At 60.7% G+C, this 15,252-nt stretch carries 14 protein-coding genes; 6 read left to right on the top strand and 8 right to left on the bottom strand.

Annotated features, from left to right (window positions below):
* From dapF to AC3A5O_RS03625, 4 genes are read left to right on the top strand one after another with little or no spacing between them, the layout of a single operon-like run.
* A complete protein-coding gene (dapF, locus tag AC3A5O_RS03640; RefSeq protein WP_122567532.1) occupies positions 1 to 831 on the top strand; it encodes a diaminopimelate epimerase in 831 nt (276 codons plus the stop codon).
* A gap of 13 nt (positions 832 to 844) precedes the next feature.
* Positions 845 to 1,567: a DUF484 family protein gene (locus AC3A5O_RS03635; RefSeq protein ID WP_122567533.1), complete on the top strand. Its 723-nt coding sequence runs from the start codon at positions 845 to 847 to the stop codon at positions 1,565 to 1,567.
* A 2-nt stretch (positions 1,568 to 1,569) separates the two neighbouring features.
* Positions 1,570 to 2,469, top strand: coding sequence for a tyrosine recombinase XerC (gene xerC / locus AC3A5O_RS03630; protein ID WP_122567534.1), 900 nt, complete (start codon positions 1,570 to 1,572; stop codon positions 2,467 to 2,469).
* Positions 2,466 to 3,170, top strand: a complete 705-nt coding sequence (locus AC3A5O_RS03625; protein WP_487752858.1) for an HAD family hydrolase — start codon at positions 2,466 to 2,468, stop codon at positions 3,168 to 3,170. The genes xerC and AC3A5O_RS03625 overlap by 4 nt, the downstream gene beginning before the upstream one ends.
* 224 nt (positions 3,171 to 3,394) lie before the next feature.
* On the opposite strand, the gene sutA is transcribed toward AC3A5O_RS03625, so the two are convergent.
* The 4 genes from sutA to glnK all read right to left on the bottom strand — a co-directional run bounded on the left by sutA (position 3,395) and on the right by glnK (position 6,164).
* Complete coding sequence (gene sutA, locus AC3A5O_RS03620; RefSeq protein WP_072406034.1) at positions 3,395 to 3,718, bottom strand: transcriptional regulator SutA; 324 nt, start codon at positions 3,716 to 3,718, stop codon at positions 3,395 to 3,397.
* A 102-nt stretch (positions 3,719 to 3,820) separates the two neighbouring features.
* Positions 3,821 to 4,246: a secondary thiamine-phosphate synthase enzyme YjbQ gene (locus AC3A5O_RS03615; protein ID WP_122567822.1), complete on the bottom strand. Its 426-nt coding sequence runs from the start codon at positions 4,244 to 4,246 to the stop codon at positions 3,821 to 3,823.
* Between the two features lie 211 nt (positions 4,247 to 4,457).
* Complete coding sequence (locus AC3A5O_RS03610) at positions 4,458 to 5,792, bottom strand: ammonium transporter (protein ID WP_305468818.1); 1,335 nt, start codon at positions 5,790 to 5,792, stop codon at positions 4,458 to 4,460.
* A 33-nt stretch (positions 5,793 to 5,825) separates the two neighbouring features.
* Positions 5,826 to 6,164 (bottom strand): P-II family nitrogen regulator, encoded by a 339-nt coding sequence (glnK, locus tag AC3A5O_RS03605; protein WP_002555808.1) that lies wholly within the window; start codon positions 6,162 to 6,164, stop codon positions 5,826 to 5,828.
* Between the two features lie 415 nt (positions 6,165 to 6,579).
* On the opposite strand from glnK, the gene AC3A5O_RS03600 reads away from it, so the two are divergent.
* Positions 6,580 to 6,840 carry an accessory factor UbiK family protein gene (locus AC3A5O_RS03600; protein WP_122567538.1) on the top strand — a complete coding sequence of 87 codons (261 nt, stop codon included), beginning with the start codon at positions 6,580 to 6,582 and terminating at the stop codon, positions 6,838 to 6,840.
* A gap of 36 nt (positions 6,841 to 6,876) precedes the next feature.
* Here the strand turns inward: AC3A5O_RS03600 and AC3A5O_RS03595 are convergent, their stop codons facing one another.
* Together AC3A5O_RS03595 and AC3A5O_RS03590 are read right to left on the bottom strand one after the other, a co-directional pair.
* Positions 6,877 to 8,154 carry a sensor histidine kinase gene (locus AC3A5O_RS03595; protein ID WP_122567539.1) on the bottom strand — a complete coding sequence of 426 codons (1,278 nt, stop codon included), beginning with the start codon at positions 8,152 to 8,154 and terminating at the stop codon, positions 6,877 to 6,879.
* A gap of 244 nt (positions 8,155 to 8,398) precedes the next feature.
* A complete protein-coding gene (locus AC3A5O_RS03590) occupies positions 8,399 to 9,844 on the bottom strand; it encodes a hypothetical protein (protein ID WP_460081166.1) in 1,446 nt (481 codons plus the stop codon).
* Between the two features lie 212 nt (positions 9,845 to 10,056).
* Between AC3A5O_RS03590 and AC3A5O_RS03585 the strand changes: the two genes are divergently transcribed.
* A complete protein-coding gene (locus tag AC3A5O_RS03585) occupies positions 10,057 to 11,550 on the top strand; it encodes a YifB family Mg chelatase-like AAA ATPase (RefSeq protein WP_305468820.1) in 1,494 nt (497 codons plus the stop codon).
* 5 nt (positions 11,551 to 11,555) lie between these two features.
* Here AC3A5O_RS03585 and AC3A5O_RS03580 read toward each other — a convergent pair whose 3' ends face one another.
* Positions 11,556 to 12,770: an aldose 1-epimerase family protein gene (locus AC3A5O_RS03580; protein ID WP_305468821.1), complete on the bottom strand. Its 1,215-nt coding sequence runs from the start codon at positions 12,768 to 12,770 to the stop codon at positions 11,556 to 11,558.
* 328 nt (positions 12,771 to 13,098) lie between these two features.
* Complete coding sequence (locus AC3A5O_RS03575; protein ID WP_122567543.1) at positions 13,099 to 15,075, bottom strand: methyl-accepting chemotaxis protein; 1,977 nt, start codon at positions 15,073 to 15,075, stop codon at positions 13,099 to 13,101.
* Positions 15,076 to 15,252 lie beyond the last annotated feature (177 nt).

The raw sequence follows: 15,252 nt of genomic DNA, 5'->3' as shown, positions 1-15,252 counted from the left end.
ATGCTGCTGCGTTTTACCAAGATGCACGGCCTGGGCAATGACTTCATGGTCCTCGACCTGGTCAGCCAGCACGCGCATATCCTGCCCAAGCATGCCAAGCAATGGGGCGACCGGCACACTGGTATCGGTTTCGACCAGTTGCTGATCGTCGAGGCGCCCAACAACCCGGATGTGGATTTCCGTTATCGGATCTTCAACGCCGACGGTTCGGAAGTGGAGCAATGCGGCAACGGCGCGCGCTGCTTCGCCCGCTTCGTGCTGGACAAGCGCCTGACCGCCAAGCGGCAGATCCGCGTCGAGACCAAGAGCGGCATCATCGAACTGGATGTGCGCAGCGACGGCCAGATCGGCGTCAACATGGGCGCTCCGCGCCTGGTGCCGGCGGACATCCCCTTCCAGGCACCGAGCCAGGCCCTGAGCTATCAGGTGGACGTCGACGGCACCCCGGTGGAGCTGGCGGCGGTTTCCATGGGAAACCCCCACGCCGTGCTGCGAGTGACCGATATCAACAGCGCCCCGGTGCATGAGCTGGGGCCGAAAATCGAACACCATCCGCGCTTTCCGGCGCGGGTGAATGTCGGTTTCCTGCAAGTCATCGACCGCCACCGCGCACAATTGCGCGTCTGGGAACGCGGCGCCGGGGAAACCCAGGCCTGCGGTACCGGCGCCTGTGCCGCTGCCGTCGCTGCGATCAGCCAGGGGTGGATGGATTCGCCATTGTTGATCGACCTGCCCGGCGGGCGCCTGTCCATCGAATGGGCAGGCCCTGGCCAACCGGTGATGATGACCGGCCCGGCAGTGCGCGTATACGAAGGACAAGTTCGTCTTTGAGTGAGCCAAACCCATGACCGATCAGCCACAGGTTCCAGCCCCACAGCCCGACGAATCTCCCAGCTTTCCAGAAGCCGCGGCCGTGACCGCTTACCTGGAAGCTCATCCGGACTTCTTCGTCGAGCATGAAGAACTGCTTGCGACGATGCGCATCCCTCACCGGCGCGGCGATACCGTGTCGCTGGTGGAGCACCAGATGAAAATCCTGCGCGAGCGCAACATCGAAATGCGCCATCGGCTTTCACACCTGATGGACGTGGCCCGGGACAACGACCGACTCTTCGACAAGACCCGTCGGCTCATCCTGGCCCTGATGGACGCCAGCACCCTTGAAGACCTGGTCATGAGCGTCGAAGACAGCCTGCGCCAGGATTTCCAGGTGCCCTTTGTCAGCCTGATCCTGTTCGGCGACAACGCCATGCCGGTGGGCCGCTGGGTGACCCACGCCGAAGCGCAAACGGCCATCGGCGGCCTGCTCACGGAAAACAAAAGCGTCAGCGGCAGCCTGCGCGAACATGAACTGGACTTCCTGTTTGGCGAAGAACAGCGCAAGCAGATCGGCTCCACCGCCGTCGTCGCCATCGCCCACCAGGGCGTGCACGGCGTGCTGGCCATCGCCAGCCGCGATCCGCAGCACTACAAGAGTTCGGTGGGCACGCTGTTTTTGAGCTACATCGCCGAAGTCACCGGCCGGGTGCTGCCACGGGTTGCCGGTTCGCTGCGCTCGGTACGCTGACGATGGAACGGCAACTGGACGCCTACTGCGAACACCTGCGCAGTGAGCGTCAGGTGTCGCCCCACACGTTGTTGGCCTATCGCCGTGACCTGGAAAAAGTCCTGGGCTGGTGCCAGAAGCAGAACATCGGCAGCTGGTCGGCCCTGGACATCCAGCGCTTGCGCAGCCTGATCGCCCGCCTGCATCAGCAGGGGCAGTCCTCCCGCAGCCTGGCCCGCCTGTTGTCGGCGGTACGCGGCCTGTATCACTACCTCAATCGTGAAGGCCTGTGCGATCACGATCCGGCCACCGGCCTGGCGCCGCCCAAGGGCGAACGCCGGCTGCCGAAGACCCTCGACACCGACCGCGCCCTGCAATTGCTTGAAGGCGCCGTCGAGGATGACTTCCTGGCCCGGCGCGACCAGGCGATTCTCGAGCTGTTCTATTCTTCGGGCCTGCGGCTTTCAGAGCTGACGGGGCTTAACCTGGAGCAACTGGACCTGGCCGACGGTATGGTCCAGGTGCTCGGCAAGGGCAGCAAGACCCGCCTGCTGCCCGTCGGTCGCAAGGCCCGTGAAGCCCTGGAGCTATGGCTGCCCCTGCGAGCCCTGGCCAACCCCGCCGACGACGCGGTATTTGTCAGCCAACGCGGTCGGCGCCTCGGCCCGCGGGCGATTCAATTGCGGGTCAAGGCCGCCGGCGAACGCGAGCTGGGGCAGAACCTGCACCCGCACATGCTCAGGCACTCCTTCGCCAGCCATCTGCTGGAATCCTCCCAGGACCTGCGCGCCGTTCAAGAACTGCTGGGGCACTCGGACATCAAGACCACACAGATCTATACCCACCTGGACTTCCAGCACCTGGCGACGGTCTATGACAGTGCCCACCCCAGGGCCAAACGCATCAAGGGCGACGAATCATGACCATCGAGCTCATCACTTTCGACCTGGACGACACCCTGTGGGACACCGCCCCGGTAATCGCCAGCGCCGAAGCCATACTCCGCCAATGGCTGACCGACAACGCACCGAACCTGGGCGGCCTGCCGGTGGAGCATCTTTTTTCGATTCGCGAGCAGGTGTTGCGCGAAGAACCCAACCTCAAGCATCGCATCAGTGCGTTGCGCCGACGGGTGCTGTTCCGTGCCTTGCAGGAAGCCGGCTACGACCAGTGGCAAGCCTCCGAACTGGCGGACCAGGCCTTCGAGACATTCCTGCACGCCCGCCACCAACTGGAGATTTTTCCCGAGGTGCAGCCCACCCTGGAAATCCTGGCCAATCATTTCGCCCTCGGCGTGGTCACCAATGGCAACGCCGACGTGCGACGCCTGGGGTTGGCGGACTACTTCAAGTTCGCCTTGTGCGCCGAAGACATCGGCATCGCCAAGCCTGACGCCCGGCTGTTCCACGAAGCCCTGCAACGCGGCGGCGCCACGGCACAGACCGCCGTGCACATTGGCGACCACCCGGGCGACGACATCGCCGGTGCCCAACAGGCCGGCCTGCGCGCGGTGTGGTTCAACCCGGCAGGCAAACCCTGGAATGCCGACCACGCGCCGGACGCGGAAATCCGCAGCCTGACCGAACTGCCGGGGTTGTTGGCAGGATGGCATCGCCAACCCTGAACCCTGTGGGAACGGTGTGCCGCGGCGCTATGCCAGGCACAAATCCTGTGGGAGCGGGCTTGCTCGCGAAGGCGGTTTCATACTCGATAAATGAGCGGACTGATACACCGCTTTCGCGAGCAAGCCCGCTCCCACAGAGACTGCGCCTGGCCTGGGAATGGAATCGCACCCATGAAAAAGCCCGCAGCGACGGCGGGCGTTTTCAGCAAGCAACAAGCAAATACTCAGATCGGGCGGCTGCCGTACTTGTTGTCAGGCTTCTTGGGCGGATCAGCGACCACGTTGGCTTCCACTTCCTGCACCTTACCGCCCCTGGCCAGGAATTCCTCCATGGCCTTGGCGAGCGCATCACGCTCCTTGTTCTTGGCCTCTACGCTCGGCAACTCGTCGACCGACACGGCTGCCTTGGCCTTGCCTTTGGCGGTAGGTGCCGGGACATCGGCGCCATCGTCTTCGGCAACGTCTTCAGCCGCCACTTCAAGGCCTTCTTCGGTCTCGTCTTCGTCGCCTACTTCGAGGTCGTCGTTTTCCAGATCATCGTCGCTCATGTTCTACCTCATGACTTGCGAAAAGCAGATTAGTTATAGCCCAGCTTCGCCATCTGTTCGAAGGCTGCCAGAAAAAATTCAACATCCGCCGGCAATCAGCGGTTATGCCCCTTCACCGTACAAGGTGGCGAGGACTTTACGAGCACCGCCGTGATCACGGTGCTCGCCCAGATAAACACCTTGCCAGGTTCCCAATGCCAGCCGTCCCGCCGTCACCGGCAGGCTGAGCTGGCAACCGAGCACACTGGCCTTGAAGTGCGCCGGGAGGTCGTCCAGGCCTTCGTCGTTGTGCTCATAGTCGGCGGTTCCTTGTGGGATCAGCCGATTGAAAAATCGTTCGAAGTCTCGACGCACCGCCGGATCGGCGTTCTCGTTGATGGTCAACGAGGCCGAGGTATGCTGCAGCCACAGATGCAACAGACCGACACGACAGGCCTGGAGTTCAGGCAGGCCGGCCAGCAACTCGTCCGTCACCAGATGAAAGCCCCGGGGCTTTGCCCGCAGGGTTATCAGCGTCTGTTGCCACATACAGATCTCCGCACGTTCGGCGCGCATTCTAGCGCGCTCTGGGAAAAAACAAAGGCCCTAATATTCTTGCTTCGGTGTAAGCCTTTGGCGGTATAAAAACCTATGTCGCATCCACAACAAAAGGCGTCGGAAAACCGCGGTACCTTGTGAGCAATGACAAATTCCAGACAAAAAAATGCCCGGCGAACCGGGCATTTTTTATGGCGCGTACTTACAGGTTGTAGCCACGCTCGTTGTGCTGGGCCAGGTCCAGGCCCACAGCCTCTTCTTCCTCAGTGACACGCAGACCCATGACGGCGTCCAGGACCTTGAGGATGATGAAGGTGACGATCCCGGTGTAGACCACCGTGAAACCCACGCCTTTGAATTGAATCCACACTTGCGCGCCGATATCGGTCACGGTGCCGAAGCCACCCAGGGCGGGCGCTGCGAACACACCGGTCAGGATCGCGCCGAGGATACCGCCGATGCCGTGCACGCCGAAGGCGTCCAGGGAATCGTCATAACCGAGCTTGCGCTTGAGGCTGGTGGCGCAGAAGAAGCACACCACGCCCGCCGCCAGGCCGATGACCAGGGCGCCCATCGGGCCCACGGTGCCGGCAGCCGGGGTGATTGCAACCAGGCCGGCCACCACGCCCGAAGCAATGCCCAGCGCGCTTGGCTTGCCGTGGGTGATCCACTCGGCAAACATCCAGCCCAGCGCCGCCGCAGCGGTCGCGATCTGGGTCACCAGCATCGCCATGCCGGCAGTGCCATTGGCAGCGACAGCGGAACCGGCGTTGAAACCGAACCAGCCGACCCACAGCATGGCCGCACCCATCAGGGTGTAACCCAGGTTATGCGGCGCCATTGGCGTGGTCGGGAAGCCTTTGCGCTTGCCCAGTACCAGGCACGCCACCAGGCCGGCGATACCGGCGTTGATGTGCACCACGGTGCCGCCGGCGAAGTCCAGCACGCCCCAGTCCCACATCAGGCCGCCGTTGCCGGACCAGACCATGTGCGCAATCGGTGCATACACCAGGGTGAACCACACGCCCATGAAGATCAGCATGGCGGAGAACTTCATCCGCTCGGCAAATGCACCGACGATCAGGGCCGGGGTGATGATGGCGAACGTCATCTGGAAGGTGATGAACACCGCTTCAGGGAACAGCGCCGCCGGGCCGGTCAGGCTGGCTGGCGTCACACCCGCCAGGAACGCTTTGCCGAAACCGCCAACGAAGGAATTGAAGTTGACGACACCCTGCTCCATGCCGGTGGTGTCGAACGCGATGCTGTAGCCATAGATGACCCACAGAACGCTGATCAGACCGGTAATGGCAAAGCACTGCATCATCACGGAAAGAAGGTTTTTCGAGCGGACCATGCCACCGTAGAACAGTGCCAGGCCGGGAATGGTCATGAACAGTACAAGAATCGTGGCCGTGAGCATCCAGGCGGTGTCGCCGGAGTTCAGGACAGGGGCTGCCGCTTCTTCTGCCATGGCCAGGCCAGGCATTGCGAAGGACAACAGGGCTCCTAGCCCTGCGAATTTACGCAGAGTCATATTGTTTTCTCCTGGGGCGTTGGGTTTGGCGGCTTAGATAGCGTCGGTATCGGTTTCGCCGGTACGGATGCGGATAGCCTGTTCCAGATTGACCACAAAGATCTTCCCGTCACCGATCTTGCCGGTGTTGGCGGCCTTGGTGATTGCCTCGATCACCCGGTCAAGGTCCTTGTCGTCAATAGCGACATCGATCTTCACCTTGGGCAGGAAATCGACCACGTATTCCGCGCCGCGATACAGCTCGGTGTGACCCTTCTGCCGACCGAAGCCTTTGACCTCAGTAACGGTAATGCCCTGCACGCCGATCTCGGACAACGACTCGCGCACGTCGTCCAACTTGAACGGCTTGATGATGGCAGTGACTAGCTTCATGAAACTTTCTCCCGAATTGGTGGACTTGCCCCAGGAAAACAAACCCGACTCAAGTCTAAGCGCAGTGCCTGGCTTTGTAACGCGTCGTCGGCCCAAGTTGCCCGACAGGTGCCAGTTAACCGATCCTGACGAAACTCCCCGTTCCGCCTGCTGCACTGCATTCGTCACAGCGACTGCATCAGTGCATGGGTCATCAGCCTCTAAGCAGAAACCTTGCCATCTGCACCCAAACCCTCTGATTTCAGCCCCTTGGGCACCTGTTCGACGTGTACCGCACCACGAACCGCAGCGATACGCACAACAACAGTGCAGCGCCGCCCGACCCCATGCGCGAAAAGCGTGCATCCCTGGCTCGCCAATTGACTATAGACACTGCGTGGTACACTGCCCGCCATCGTTTCCAGGACACCTGCACATGCTTGCGCCCAAAGACCTTCTCGACGCCCTGAGCGGCCACGCCTCCCGTATTTTGAGTGGCGACACGTCGCTGCCCAAAAGCGAAATCGAAAGCCAGTTCAAGGCCTTGCTGCAAAGCGGCTTCAGCAAGCTGGACTTGGTCAGCCGGGAGGAATTCGACAGCCAGATGGTCGTGCTGGCCCGGACCCGGGCACGGCTCGAAAGCCTGGAGGCCAAGGTCGCCGAGCTGGAAGCACGATTGGCTCCGGTACAGGATTAACCCCCCCGGCTCACGTTACAGGCTCTGACAGGTCACTCAAGCATTCGCCGCCCGCTGAGCCTGGTCCGGTGTGAGCGCCAGCGGCAGCTCCAGGCTAAACAGCGCGCCGCGGCCCGGCCCGGCGCTCTGCACGGTCAGGTCGCCGCCCATCTCGTGCGCCGCCAGAATGCAGCTATGCAAACCAAAGCCGTGGCCGCCGACACGCGTGGTGAAGCCGTGCTCGAACACCCGCGCAAGATTGTCCTGGGAAATCCCCTCGCCATTGTCCTCGACCTCGACCCGCACACGCTCATCGTCAACGAGCTCCAGGCGCAGGATGATCTGTGGCGGACGGTTCACGCCTGCGTCCAGCGCCTGCTTGGCGTTGTTGATCAGATTGACCAGGATCTGCAGCACTCGGTGCTTATCCAATGGCATTTGCGGGATATCGCTGAATTCCTTGATCAGGGTGATGTGGTGGCGGGCCAGGGACACATCGCAAATGCGCACGACATCCTCAAGCAGCTCTCGCAACGAGCCCGGCTCCAGGACGCTGGCATTGCCGGCATAGGATTGCTGGGTGGCGACGATTTCCTTGATGTGGTCGATCCGGCGGGTCAACTGCGCCAATTCGGCGATCATGACCTGCTGCTCGATTGCCAGCGCGTCGGCCAGCTTGTCGAGATAGTCCGGTAGCGCGCGCCCTTTCGGGTCGCTGCTGATGAAGTCGCCGAGGTCATCGGGATGTTCCTTCATCAACTGGACGACCTTCGCCACCCCCGGTCCCTTGGAGGTGTGCACCTTCTCGTAGAGGACTTGGGCTGACACGTTGACGCTATTGAGCACATTGCCCACGTTGTGCAATACATTGGTGGCGATCTCCGCCATGCCGGCCCGGCGCGCAGTAGTCACCAGCTCGGCCTGCGCCTCGCGCAACTCGTCGTTGACCTTGGCCAATTGCCGCGGGCTGGGAATCTTCAGGGCCGCCGGCACCAGCCGGACCAGCAGGATGGCGGTAATCACCGAGGCAATCGCGGTGATCACCTTGACCAGTGCCGACAACCAGTAATAAGGCTGCCAAATGGTCAGGATTTCCATCACGTGGCTGGTCCCGCAGGCCAGGATAAACACGCCGAAGGCCGCCAGCATCCAATCGAACGGCACATCCTTGCGCTTGTGGATAAAGTACAGAAGGGTGAAGGGGATGGTGACGTAGGACAGGGTGATCAAGCCATCGGCGATCACATTGGTCCACAGCAGATCCGGACGCCACATATAGCAATGTCCGTGGGGCATGAAGCGCTTGTCGGTTAACAAAGCCAGCAGATCGTTCATGGCCACTTCCTCCCTGTGCCGTTGATACCGCCAAGTGCCGACTGGGCAAAATCGAGTCTAGCAGAGGGCCGGTCCCGGACAATTTGCCCGCCGACGGAGCTTTTTGTAGAGCCCCCGTGATAGTGAAGAAAGCGGAAAGGTCCACAACCTGAAGACACTGTCAGCAGAATGCCAAGGGAGTTGCACAGGGTAAGCGCGGAACGCCTTAACGCTCCGCGCTCTTCACATTGGCTACCGTGAACCTTTATGGCCTGTCCAGTTTCACCGCAGACTCAGCCATCCAGTAGCTCTCCCGCCAGAACTTGTAGTCTGCAAACTCTCCATGTTTCTGTGGCCACTTACCGTGATTATCGATGGGGAAGCGAGTTAAGTGCACCCTATTGCGCAGCGGTCTGTAACATGCCACGTCATCAACAACCTGGGCATTCGGGAAAACATCTTCAGCCAACCGCGTCATATTCCACCAAGACCCAGCCGTTCGATCCTTGAATGAATTGACTTCGCCAAACGTATAGTCAATCCAGTTCAAGAGACTCCCGCGCGGCATGAAGTCATGAAAGAAATTTTCACCAATTTCTCTGTATGGGTCCAAGCTCAAATTCCAGAAGTCCACTTCAGGCCTTGTTACCAACCAAGGCACAACAACGTTCTCGACTTCTTTTACCCGCGCTGCAGCGCCCATAAACACCAGGTTATTCACGTTAATATCCGGATGCCTGGCAAGGATATTAACCGCGACGATCGCCCCCATACTATGCCCAACAATATTTATCTCACTCCCATCAACGGGATATGGGGAACCCTGTTGATCGCCCTTTTTTTCCAAACGATGGAGCAATGCGGTAACGGCTGTATCAGCGTAGCGAACCGGCCCCTTGAACTCTTTATCTGGCTCGGTGATTAAATCGCCTTCAAACGCGATATTTTTAGTCAGCACCAAGTCAGTACGACGCAGCATTCCATCCCATGCCCCGGTTCCAAAGCCGTCGACCAAGGGGGCCATCCCCAACTTGACTGGATTCCACACGGTATAGTAATCACTGCCAACACCGACATGGGGCGGCGAATTACTTACTTGAAATCCCATATCGTCCAGTTTATCAACTCTTCTCTGGTAGTCTGCTTCATCAACGCTATTGACGCTTTTGGACACCGCGACCGGGTCTGAAATTTCCTTGTACATCGATGATGGAACCCTGACCAAGGACCGCCCTAAATCCTCGATCAACACAACGGGAGAGGTCATCGCACCCAGCACCGGTCTATTAAGCCCTTTTCGAATTCTAAATAGATGGTCAGCATAGTTAGGCCAGAAATCGGAATTCCAAGCAATAAAGATAGGGTATTGATGATCAGCGAGCATGTCATCGACCATTCTTCCAGGACGATCAACCGCTGTAGAAAAATTATTCAAGCCGCCGTGTATGAACAAGGTAATTCTTAATTTTTTATCCTTGTTTCGGAGCGCTATATAATTCTGAAAAATCCTCTCGAGATACATCTTCTCATCGGCTTTTGTTTTCTTCAGATCGCCTCGTTCACCGATGATTGTTTTTTGGTTTGGATCAATGAGGTTTCCATCCCCATCAATGTAAAGCATGTGCAATTTGGCATTCTGGTAATCCGTCCCTTTATGACCTGCACACCCCACCAACACAATAATTGCTATCAGCCAAGTCAAGAGCTTCATGCGACCCCCTCCCTTTAAGTAACTAGGAGTGTAGAAGAGAACTGGGACCTTAATGGCGTCATGCCACCCACCCTCTATAGCCACTCAGGCTGCTCAGCGCTCCGCAACATCCTGCCAAAATTTCCCCCTTCAATTGCCATGCCCAAACTCATCCCACGACTAACCTTCAAAAGCCGCAGGACGCGGCCCCCCATTCACTCAAGGAACGATTCATGTCGCTCGCCATTGTCCATAGCCGCGCCCAAGTGGGGGTCGAGGCTCCTGCCGTTACCGTTGAAGTTCACCTGGCCAATGGCTTGCCGTCGCTGACGATGGTTGGCCTGCCGGAAGCGGCGGTGAAGGAAAGCAAGGATCGGGTGCGCAGCGCGATCATCAATTCGGGGCTGAATTTTCCGGCGCGGCGCATCACCCTGAACCTGGCGCCGGCGGACCTGCCCAAGGACGGCGGACGCTTCGACCTGGCCATCGCCTTGGGGATCCTATCGGCCAGCGTGCAGGTGCCGACCCTGACGCTGGACGACGTGGAATGCCTCGGTGAACTGGCCTTGTCCGGCGCGGTGCGACCGGTGCGCGGGGTATTGCCTGCGGCGCTGGCGGCGCGCAAGGCCGGGCGCACGCTGGTGGTGCCACGGGCCAATGCCGAGGAAGCTTGTCTGGCGTCGGGGCTGAAGGTGATCGCCGTGGATCATCTGCTCGAAGCGGTAGCGCACTTCAACGGTCACACGCCGGTCGAGCCGTTCGTTTCCAATGGACTGCTCTCGGCCAGCAAGCCTTACCCGGACCTGAATGAAGTACAAGGCCAGGCCGGGGCCAAGCGGGCCTTGCTGATTGCCGCTGCGGGGGCTCACAACCTGTTGTTCAGCGGGCCACCCGGCACCGGCAAGACCCTGCTGGCGAGCCGCTTGCCAGGGCTGTTGCCGCCGCTGGCCGAGAGCGAAGCCCTGGAAGTCGCGGCCATCCAGTCGGTGGCCAGTTGCGTGCCGTTGAGCCATTGGCCGCAACGCCCGTTTCGCCAGCCACACCACTCGGCTTCCGGCCCGGCGCTGGTGGGTGGCGGGTCAAAGCCGCAGCCAGGGGAGATCACCCTCGCCCACCATGGCGTGCTGTTTCTGGATGAGCTGCCGGAATTCGACCGCAAGGTGCTGGAGGTCTTGAGAGAACCGCTGGAGTCCGGGCACATCGTGGTATCCCGCGCCCGGGATCGAGTCCGCTTCCCTGCCCGTTTCCAGTTGGTGGCGGCGATGAATCCCTGCCCCTGTGGCTATCTTGGCGAGCCCAGCGGCCGCTGCGCCTGTACACCGGACATGGTGCAGCGCTACCGCAACAAACTCTCCGGCCCGCTGCTGGACCGCATCGACCTGCACCTGACCGTCGCCCGGGAGGCCACGGCGTTGAACCCCAAGCGCGACCCCGGAGACGATACGGCCACGGTCGCGGAACGCGTAGCCGAAGCCCGGGAACGCCAGCACAAGCGCCAGGGCTGCGCTAACGCCTTCCTCGACCTGCCCGGCTTGCGCCGACACTGCAAGTTATCCACAACCGATGAAACCTGGCTGGAAACCGCCTGCGAGCGGCTGACCCTGTCGCTACGTGCCGCTCACCGCTTGCTCAAGGTCGCCCGGACACTGGCGGACCTGGAGCAAGCGGGGAGCATTCGCCGCGAGCACTTGGCCGAAGCGTTGCAGTATCGGCCGGCTACGGCTTGACCGCTTTACGGTTTGCTCAGGTCTACCAATGGTGTTTGCCGTACCTCGGTTTTTTGACCGTTCTGGATCGCATCGATGCGCTTGAGCGCCTTATCCACAGCGCCCTTATCCGCCAACAGGCTGTAATGGATCTGGAATTGCTTGTGCTCCTTCGGCCCGATCGTGGGCACCAGGCCCAGGGGGCGCTGATAGCGGCGGTTATAGGAAAAACTGGTGCCTGGCTCCAACCCGGTCACGTAGCCCTGGCCTTGGGTATCGGTGTTTTTCCACAGGGAGAATACGGGCAGCGTGCTGGTGTTGAAGCCTACCGATACCCCGAGGCTGCCGGCCTTGTTGTGCAGCACGGTGAGAGTGTCGCCCTTGGCGTCGGCGTAGGGCACGACGTTATAAACGGTTTCGTCGTAATCCTTGGTCGGGGCCCGGTAGGTTTGCCAATCAGGCAAATCGCCCTTGGCTTTGTCGTTGAACGGCGAGACCTGCTTGACCGGGGCCGCGAAACGAGCGCCTTGCTCCAGGAAAGGCGTGCTGAAATTGCTGTGGTAGAGCGCTTGGTATTCCTTCGGGTAATCGCCGTTGTTGGTCAGCGTGTCGTTGAGCGCGAACGTCACGCTGCCGGGCTCGGTGACCAGTTCGGTTTGCACCGAGAAATCGACCTTCTTGAACGCCTGCTCCTTCAACTCGCCTTGCAGGGTGATGGCGTAGGGTGGTTTTTCATCGATGTGCAAGGTGACTTTGTTGGCGGGGATATTGGCGGCGCGACCATGCAGGGTCAGCAGCTCGCCGTTGTCCATGCCGGGATGGCCGACCCATTCGTAGCCGCAGCGGGTAACCAGCTCGTTGAAGCCTTCGAGCCAGCCCAACCCGCCTCGGCCGTTGAGCTCGATGAACGCCGGGTTGACCACTTCCTTGACGGGCGAATCCCAACCCATGCGCACATCACCGACCGACGCCTGCAGCACGTTCATGCCACGGGTCGGGACGACTGAAAGCTTCAGGGTGCCGTTGTCGATGTCGACCACGCTGACGCCTTCCTGCCGGCCGCCGTGCAGGGTGCGCATCGTCACGGAAAAGGGCTTGTCGGTCTTCACGCCGAGTTGCTGGCTGGTGATTTGCCAGGGTTGGGCGGCTTTATCGGTGTCCAGCAGGACGTAATCCCAAGCCATCGCCTGGGAAGCAGCGCCCAGGGCGCCAAGGGTAACGAGGAGTTTGAGCGGAGTCATGGACGCGACCTTTTATTGGAGTTGTGCGGTTTTTATAGTCTTGAAGAAACGTTTCAGCAAGCTTAAAAACAGCAATAACCTTAAAAAAGCACGACTACACGATCGACAGCTTTTTGTGGGAGCGAGCTTGCTCGCGATGACGTCAGCTCGGACAACCCAGAACCCGTGGCGAGGGATTGGCTTGAGGTTCAGCGTTGAGCTGAGAGGACGGTGGTGAATGCTCGTGATGGCGGTGAGTCAGCTGGCAGGGGTGTGGCTGGAAAGCCGCCTTCGCGAGCAAGCTCGCTCCCACAGGGAATCTCTGGGAGCGGGCTTGTGACAGGAAGCCTCAGCGGAACCGATCAACCTCTTGGCGCAGGTCCTGGGCCAGTTTTTCCAGCTCCTTGGCAGTGAGGGCCAGGTTCGAGACCACTTGGCGCTGTTCACTGTTGGCCATGGCAATGCTCTGCAGGTTGCTGCTGAGCAGGGTTGCGGTGCTGCTTTGTTCCTGGGTGGCGGTGGTGATCGCCGCGAATTGCTGGCCAGCCGAGCGGCTCTGCTCGTCGATGCGCGCCAGGGCCGAGGCCACATTGGCGTTGCGCGACAGACCTTCCTGCATCAACAAATTGCCCTGCTCCATCGTGCTGATGGCATTGCCGGTTTCCTGCTGGATGCTGTTGATCATGCTGGAGATTTCGTCCGTGGCCTGGCGGGTGCGGGACGCCAGGCTGCGGACTTCATCGGCCACCACGGCGAAACCACGGCCCTGCTCGCCGGCGCGGGCAGCTTCAATGGCCGCGTTCAAGGCCAACAGGTTGGTCTGCTCGGCAATCGAGGTAATGACCCCCACGATGCCGCCGATTTCCTGGGACCGCTGGCCCAGGGTATTGATGACCGTGGCCGTGCTGTTCAGCGCGCCGGCGATTTGCTCCAGGGAGGACGACGCTTCATCCATCGAGGTCCGACCAATGCGGGTTTGCTGGGCGTTTTCCTGGGCCAGGCGCTCGGTGTTGCCCATGTTGTCGGCAATGTTCAAGGAGGTCGCACTGAACTCCTCCACGGCGCCAGCCATGCTGGTGATCTCGCCGGACTGCTGTTCCATGCCTTCGTACGCTCCGCTGGACAACCCGGACAGGGCCTGGGCGCGGCTGTTGACCTCCTGGGAGGCCTTGCGGATGTGCTCGACCATGGTCGACAGGGCCTGGCTCATCTGGTTGAAGGCACGGGCCAACTGACCGATTTCGTCATGGCTCGACACATTCAGGCGCACGCTCAGGTCGCCGGCGCCCAACGCCTCGGCCTGGCGCACCAGATCCCCCAGCGGTGCCAGTTTGCTGCGCAACAACCACATCGCCGAACCGACCGCCAACAGCATCGCCAGCAGGCTGCCGATGGCCAGTTGCATACCGACGCTCCAGGTCACGGCGCGGATCTCGGTTTTCGGCATGCTCGCCACCACCGCCCACGGCCCCCCCTCGAACGGTACGGCAACGCTGTAGAAATCTTCGGCGGTATCGGCCCAGAACGCGCCCTTGCCCGGCTTTTTGATCAAGCCGGTGATGGCCGCGGTAGCGTTGTCCAGCGCCTGCACGCCGGCGGGCGGCACCAGCCATTTGTTTTGTTCGTCCAGCAGCGCCAGGGAACCGGTCTGGCCGATGCGGAAGCGCTTGAGGTTTTCGAACTGCGCGTTCTGCGCGTCGGTGTAATCGAAGCCTACGTACAACACGGCAATGATCTTGCCGCTGCTGTCGCGTACAGGCGTGTACTGCGACATGTAGAAGCGTCCGAAAAGCAGGGCCCGACCAATGTAGCTCTGCCCACTGATCACCGGGCCGTAGGCCGGGCCGGCGCGGTCAAGCACGGTGCCGATGGCCCGTGTACCGTCCTGTTTACTGACCGAGGTACTGACGCGGATGAAATCGTCGCCGCTGCGCACGAAGACTGTGGCCACCCCGGCGGTCATCGCCTTGAACTCGTCCACTTCCTTGAAGTTGTTGTTCAACACTTCGCTGCCCAGGTTCAAGCCTGGAGTTTGTACGCCCGCCACCGTCACCGGCTGGTCCGGATGCACACTCAGGCCCGCGCTGAAGCGCTTTTCGAACAGACCGGCCAAGCGCTGAGTGCTCTCGCGCAGGGTGCTGTGGAAGGTATTGAGCTGGTCGGCCATCAGGCGCGCTTCGCTGGCCAAGTGCTCTTCACGGGTGGCAAGGTTGGCAGTGTCCAGCGAACGCAAGGCGAAGACGGTACTGCCGGAGATCACGATCGCCAGTATCACGGCGAGGGCAAGGCCTAGCTGTGAGGCGATCCGGGCACGGGGTTGAGACATGACGGCTCCTGGCCGAGAGACCGGATCATCCTGATCACGTCGCACGCTCGGCATTTTATTCGGGTGAGGTGTGAGTAGACCCTTTCTGAACGAGGGTTCCATCTTCACGGATTCGGCGGCAACGCCAAATACTTGAGCGGTTTGGACGGATTAATGCCAAGTGGCTAGCACGCCAAC

The organism is Pseudomonas sp. Soil_N_39 (assembly GCF_057655955.1).
The sequence above is the reverse complement of the archived record's forward strand: the minus strand, read 5'-3'. Positions and strand labels throughout refer to the sequence as shown.

Coding starts and splice junctions, on each gene's coding strand:
- dapF (WP_122567532.1), top strand. CDS start 1: ATGCTGCTGCGTTTTACCAAGATGCACGGCCTGGGCAATGACTTCATG.
- AC3A5O_RS03635 (WP_122567533.1), top strand. CDS start 845: ATGACCGATCAGCCACAGGTTCCAGCCCCACAGCCCGACGAATCTCCC.
- xerC (WP_122567534.1), top strand. CDS start 1,570: ATGGAACGGCAACTGGACGCCTACTGCGAACACCTGCGCAGTGAGCGT.
- AC3A5O_RS03625 (WP_487752858.1), top strand. CDS start 2,466: ATGACCATCGAGCTCATCACTTTCGACCTGGACGACACCCTGTGGGAC.
- sutA (WP_072406034.1), bottom strand. CDS start 3,718: ATGAGCGACGATGATCTGGAAAACGACGACCTCGAAGTAGGCGACGAA.
- AC3A5O_RS03615 (WP_122567822.1), bottom strand. CDS start 4,246: ATGTGGCAACAGACGCTGATAACCCTGCGGGCAAAGCCCCGGGGCTTT.
- AC3A5O_RS03610 (WP_305468818.1), bottom strand. CDS start 5,792: ATGACTCTGCGTAAATTCGCAGGGCTAGGAGCCCTGTTGTCCTTCGCA.
- glnK (WP_002555808.1), bottom strand. CDS start 6,164: ATGAAGCTAGTCACTGCCATCATCAAGCCGTTCAAGTTGGACGACGTG.
- AC3A5O_RS03600 (WP_122567538.1), top strand. CDS start 6,580: ATGCTTGCGCCCAAAGACCTTCTCGACGCCCTGAGCGGCCACGCCTCC.
- AC3A5O_RS03595 (WP_122567539.1), bottom strand. CDS start 8,154: ATGAACGATCTGCTGGCTTTGTTAACCGACAAGCGCTTCATGCCCCAC.
- AC3A5O_RS03590 (WP_460081166.1), bottom strand. CDS start 9,844: ATGAAGCTCTTGACTTGGCTGATAGCAATTATTGTGTTGGTGGGGTGT.
- AC3A5O_RS03585 (WP_305468820.1), top strand. CDS start 10,057: ATGTCGCTCGCCATTGTCCATAGCCGCGCCCAAGTGGGGGTCGAGGCT.
- AC3A5O_RS03580 (WP_305468821.1), bottom strand. CDS start 12,770: ATGACTCCGCTCAAACTCCTCGTTACCCTTGGCGCCCTGGGCGCTGCT.
- AC3A5O_RS03575 (WP_122567543.1), bottom strand. CDS start 15,075: ATGTCTCAACCCCGTGCCCGGATCGCCTCACAGCTAGGCCTTGCCCTC.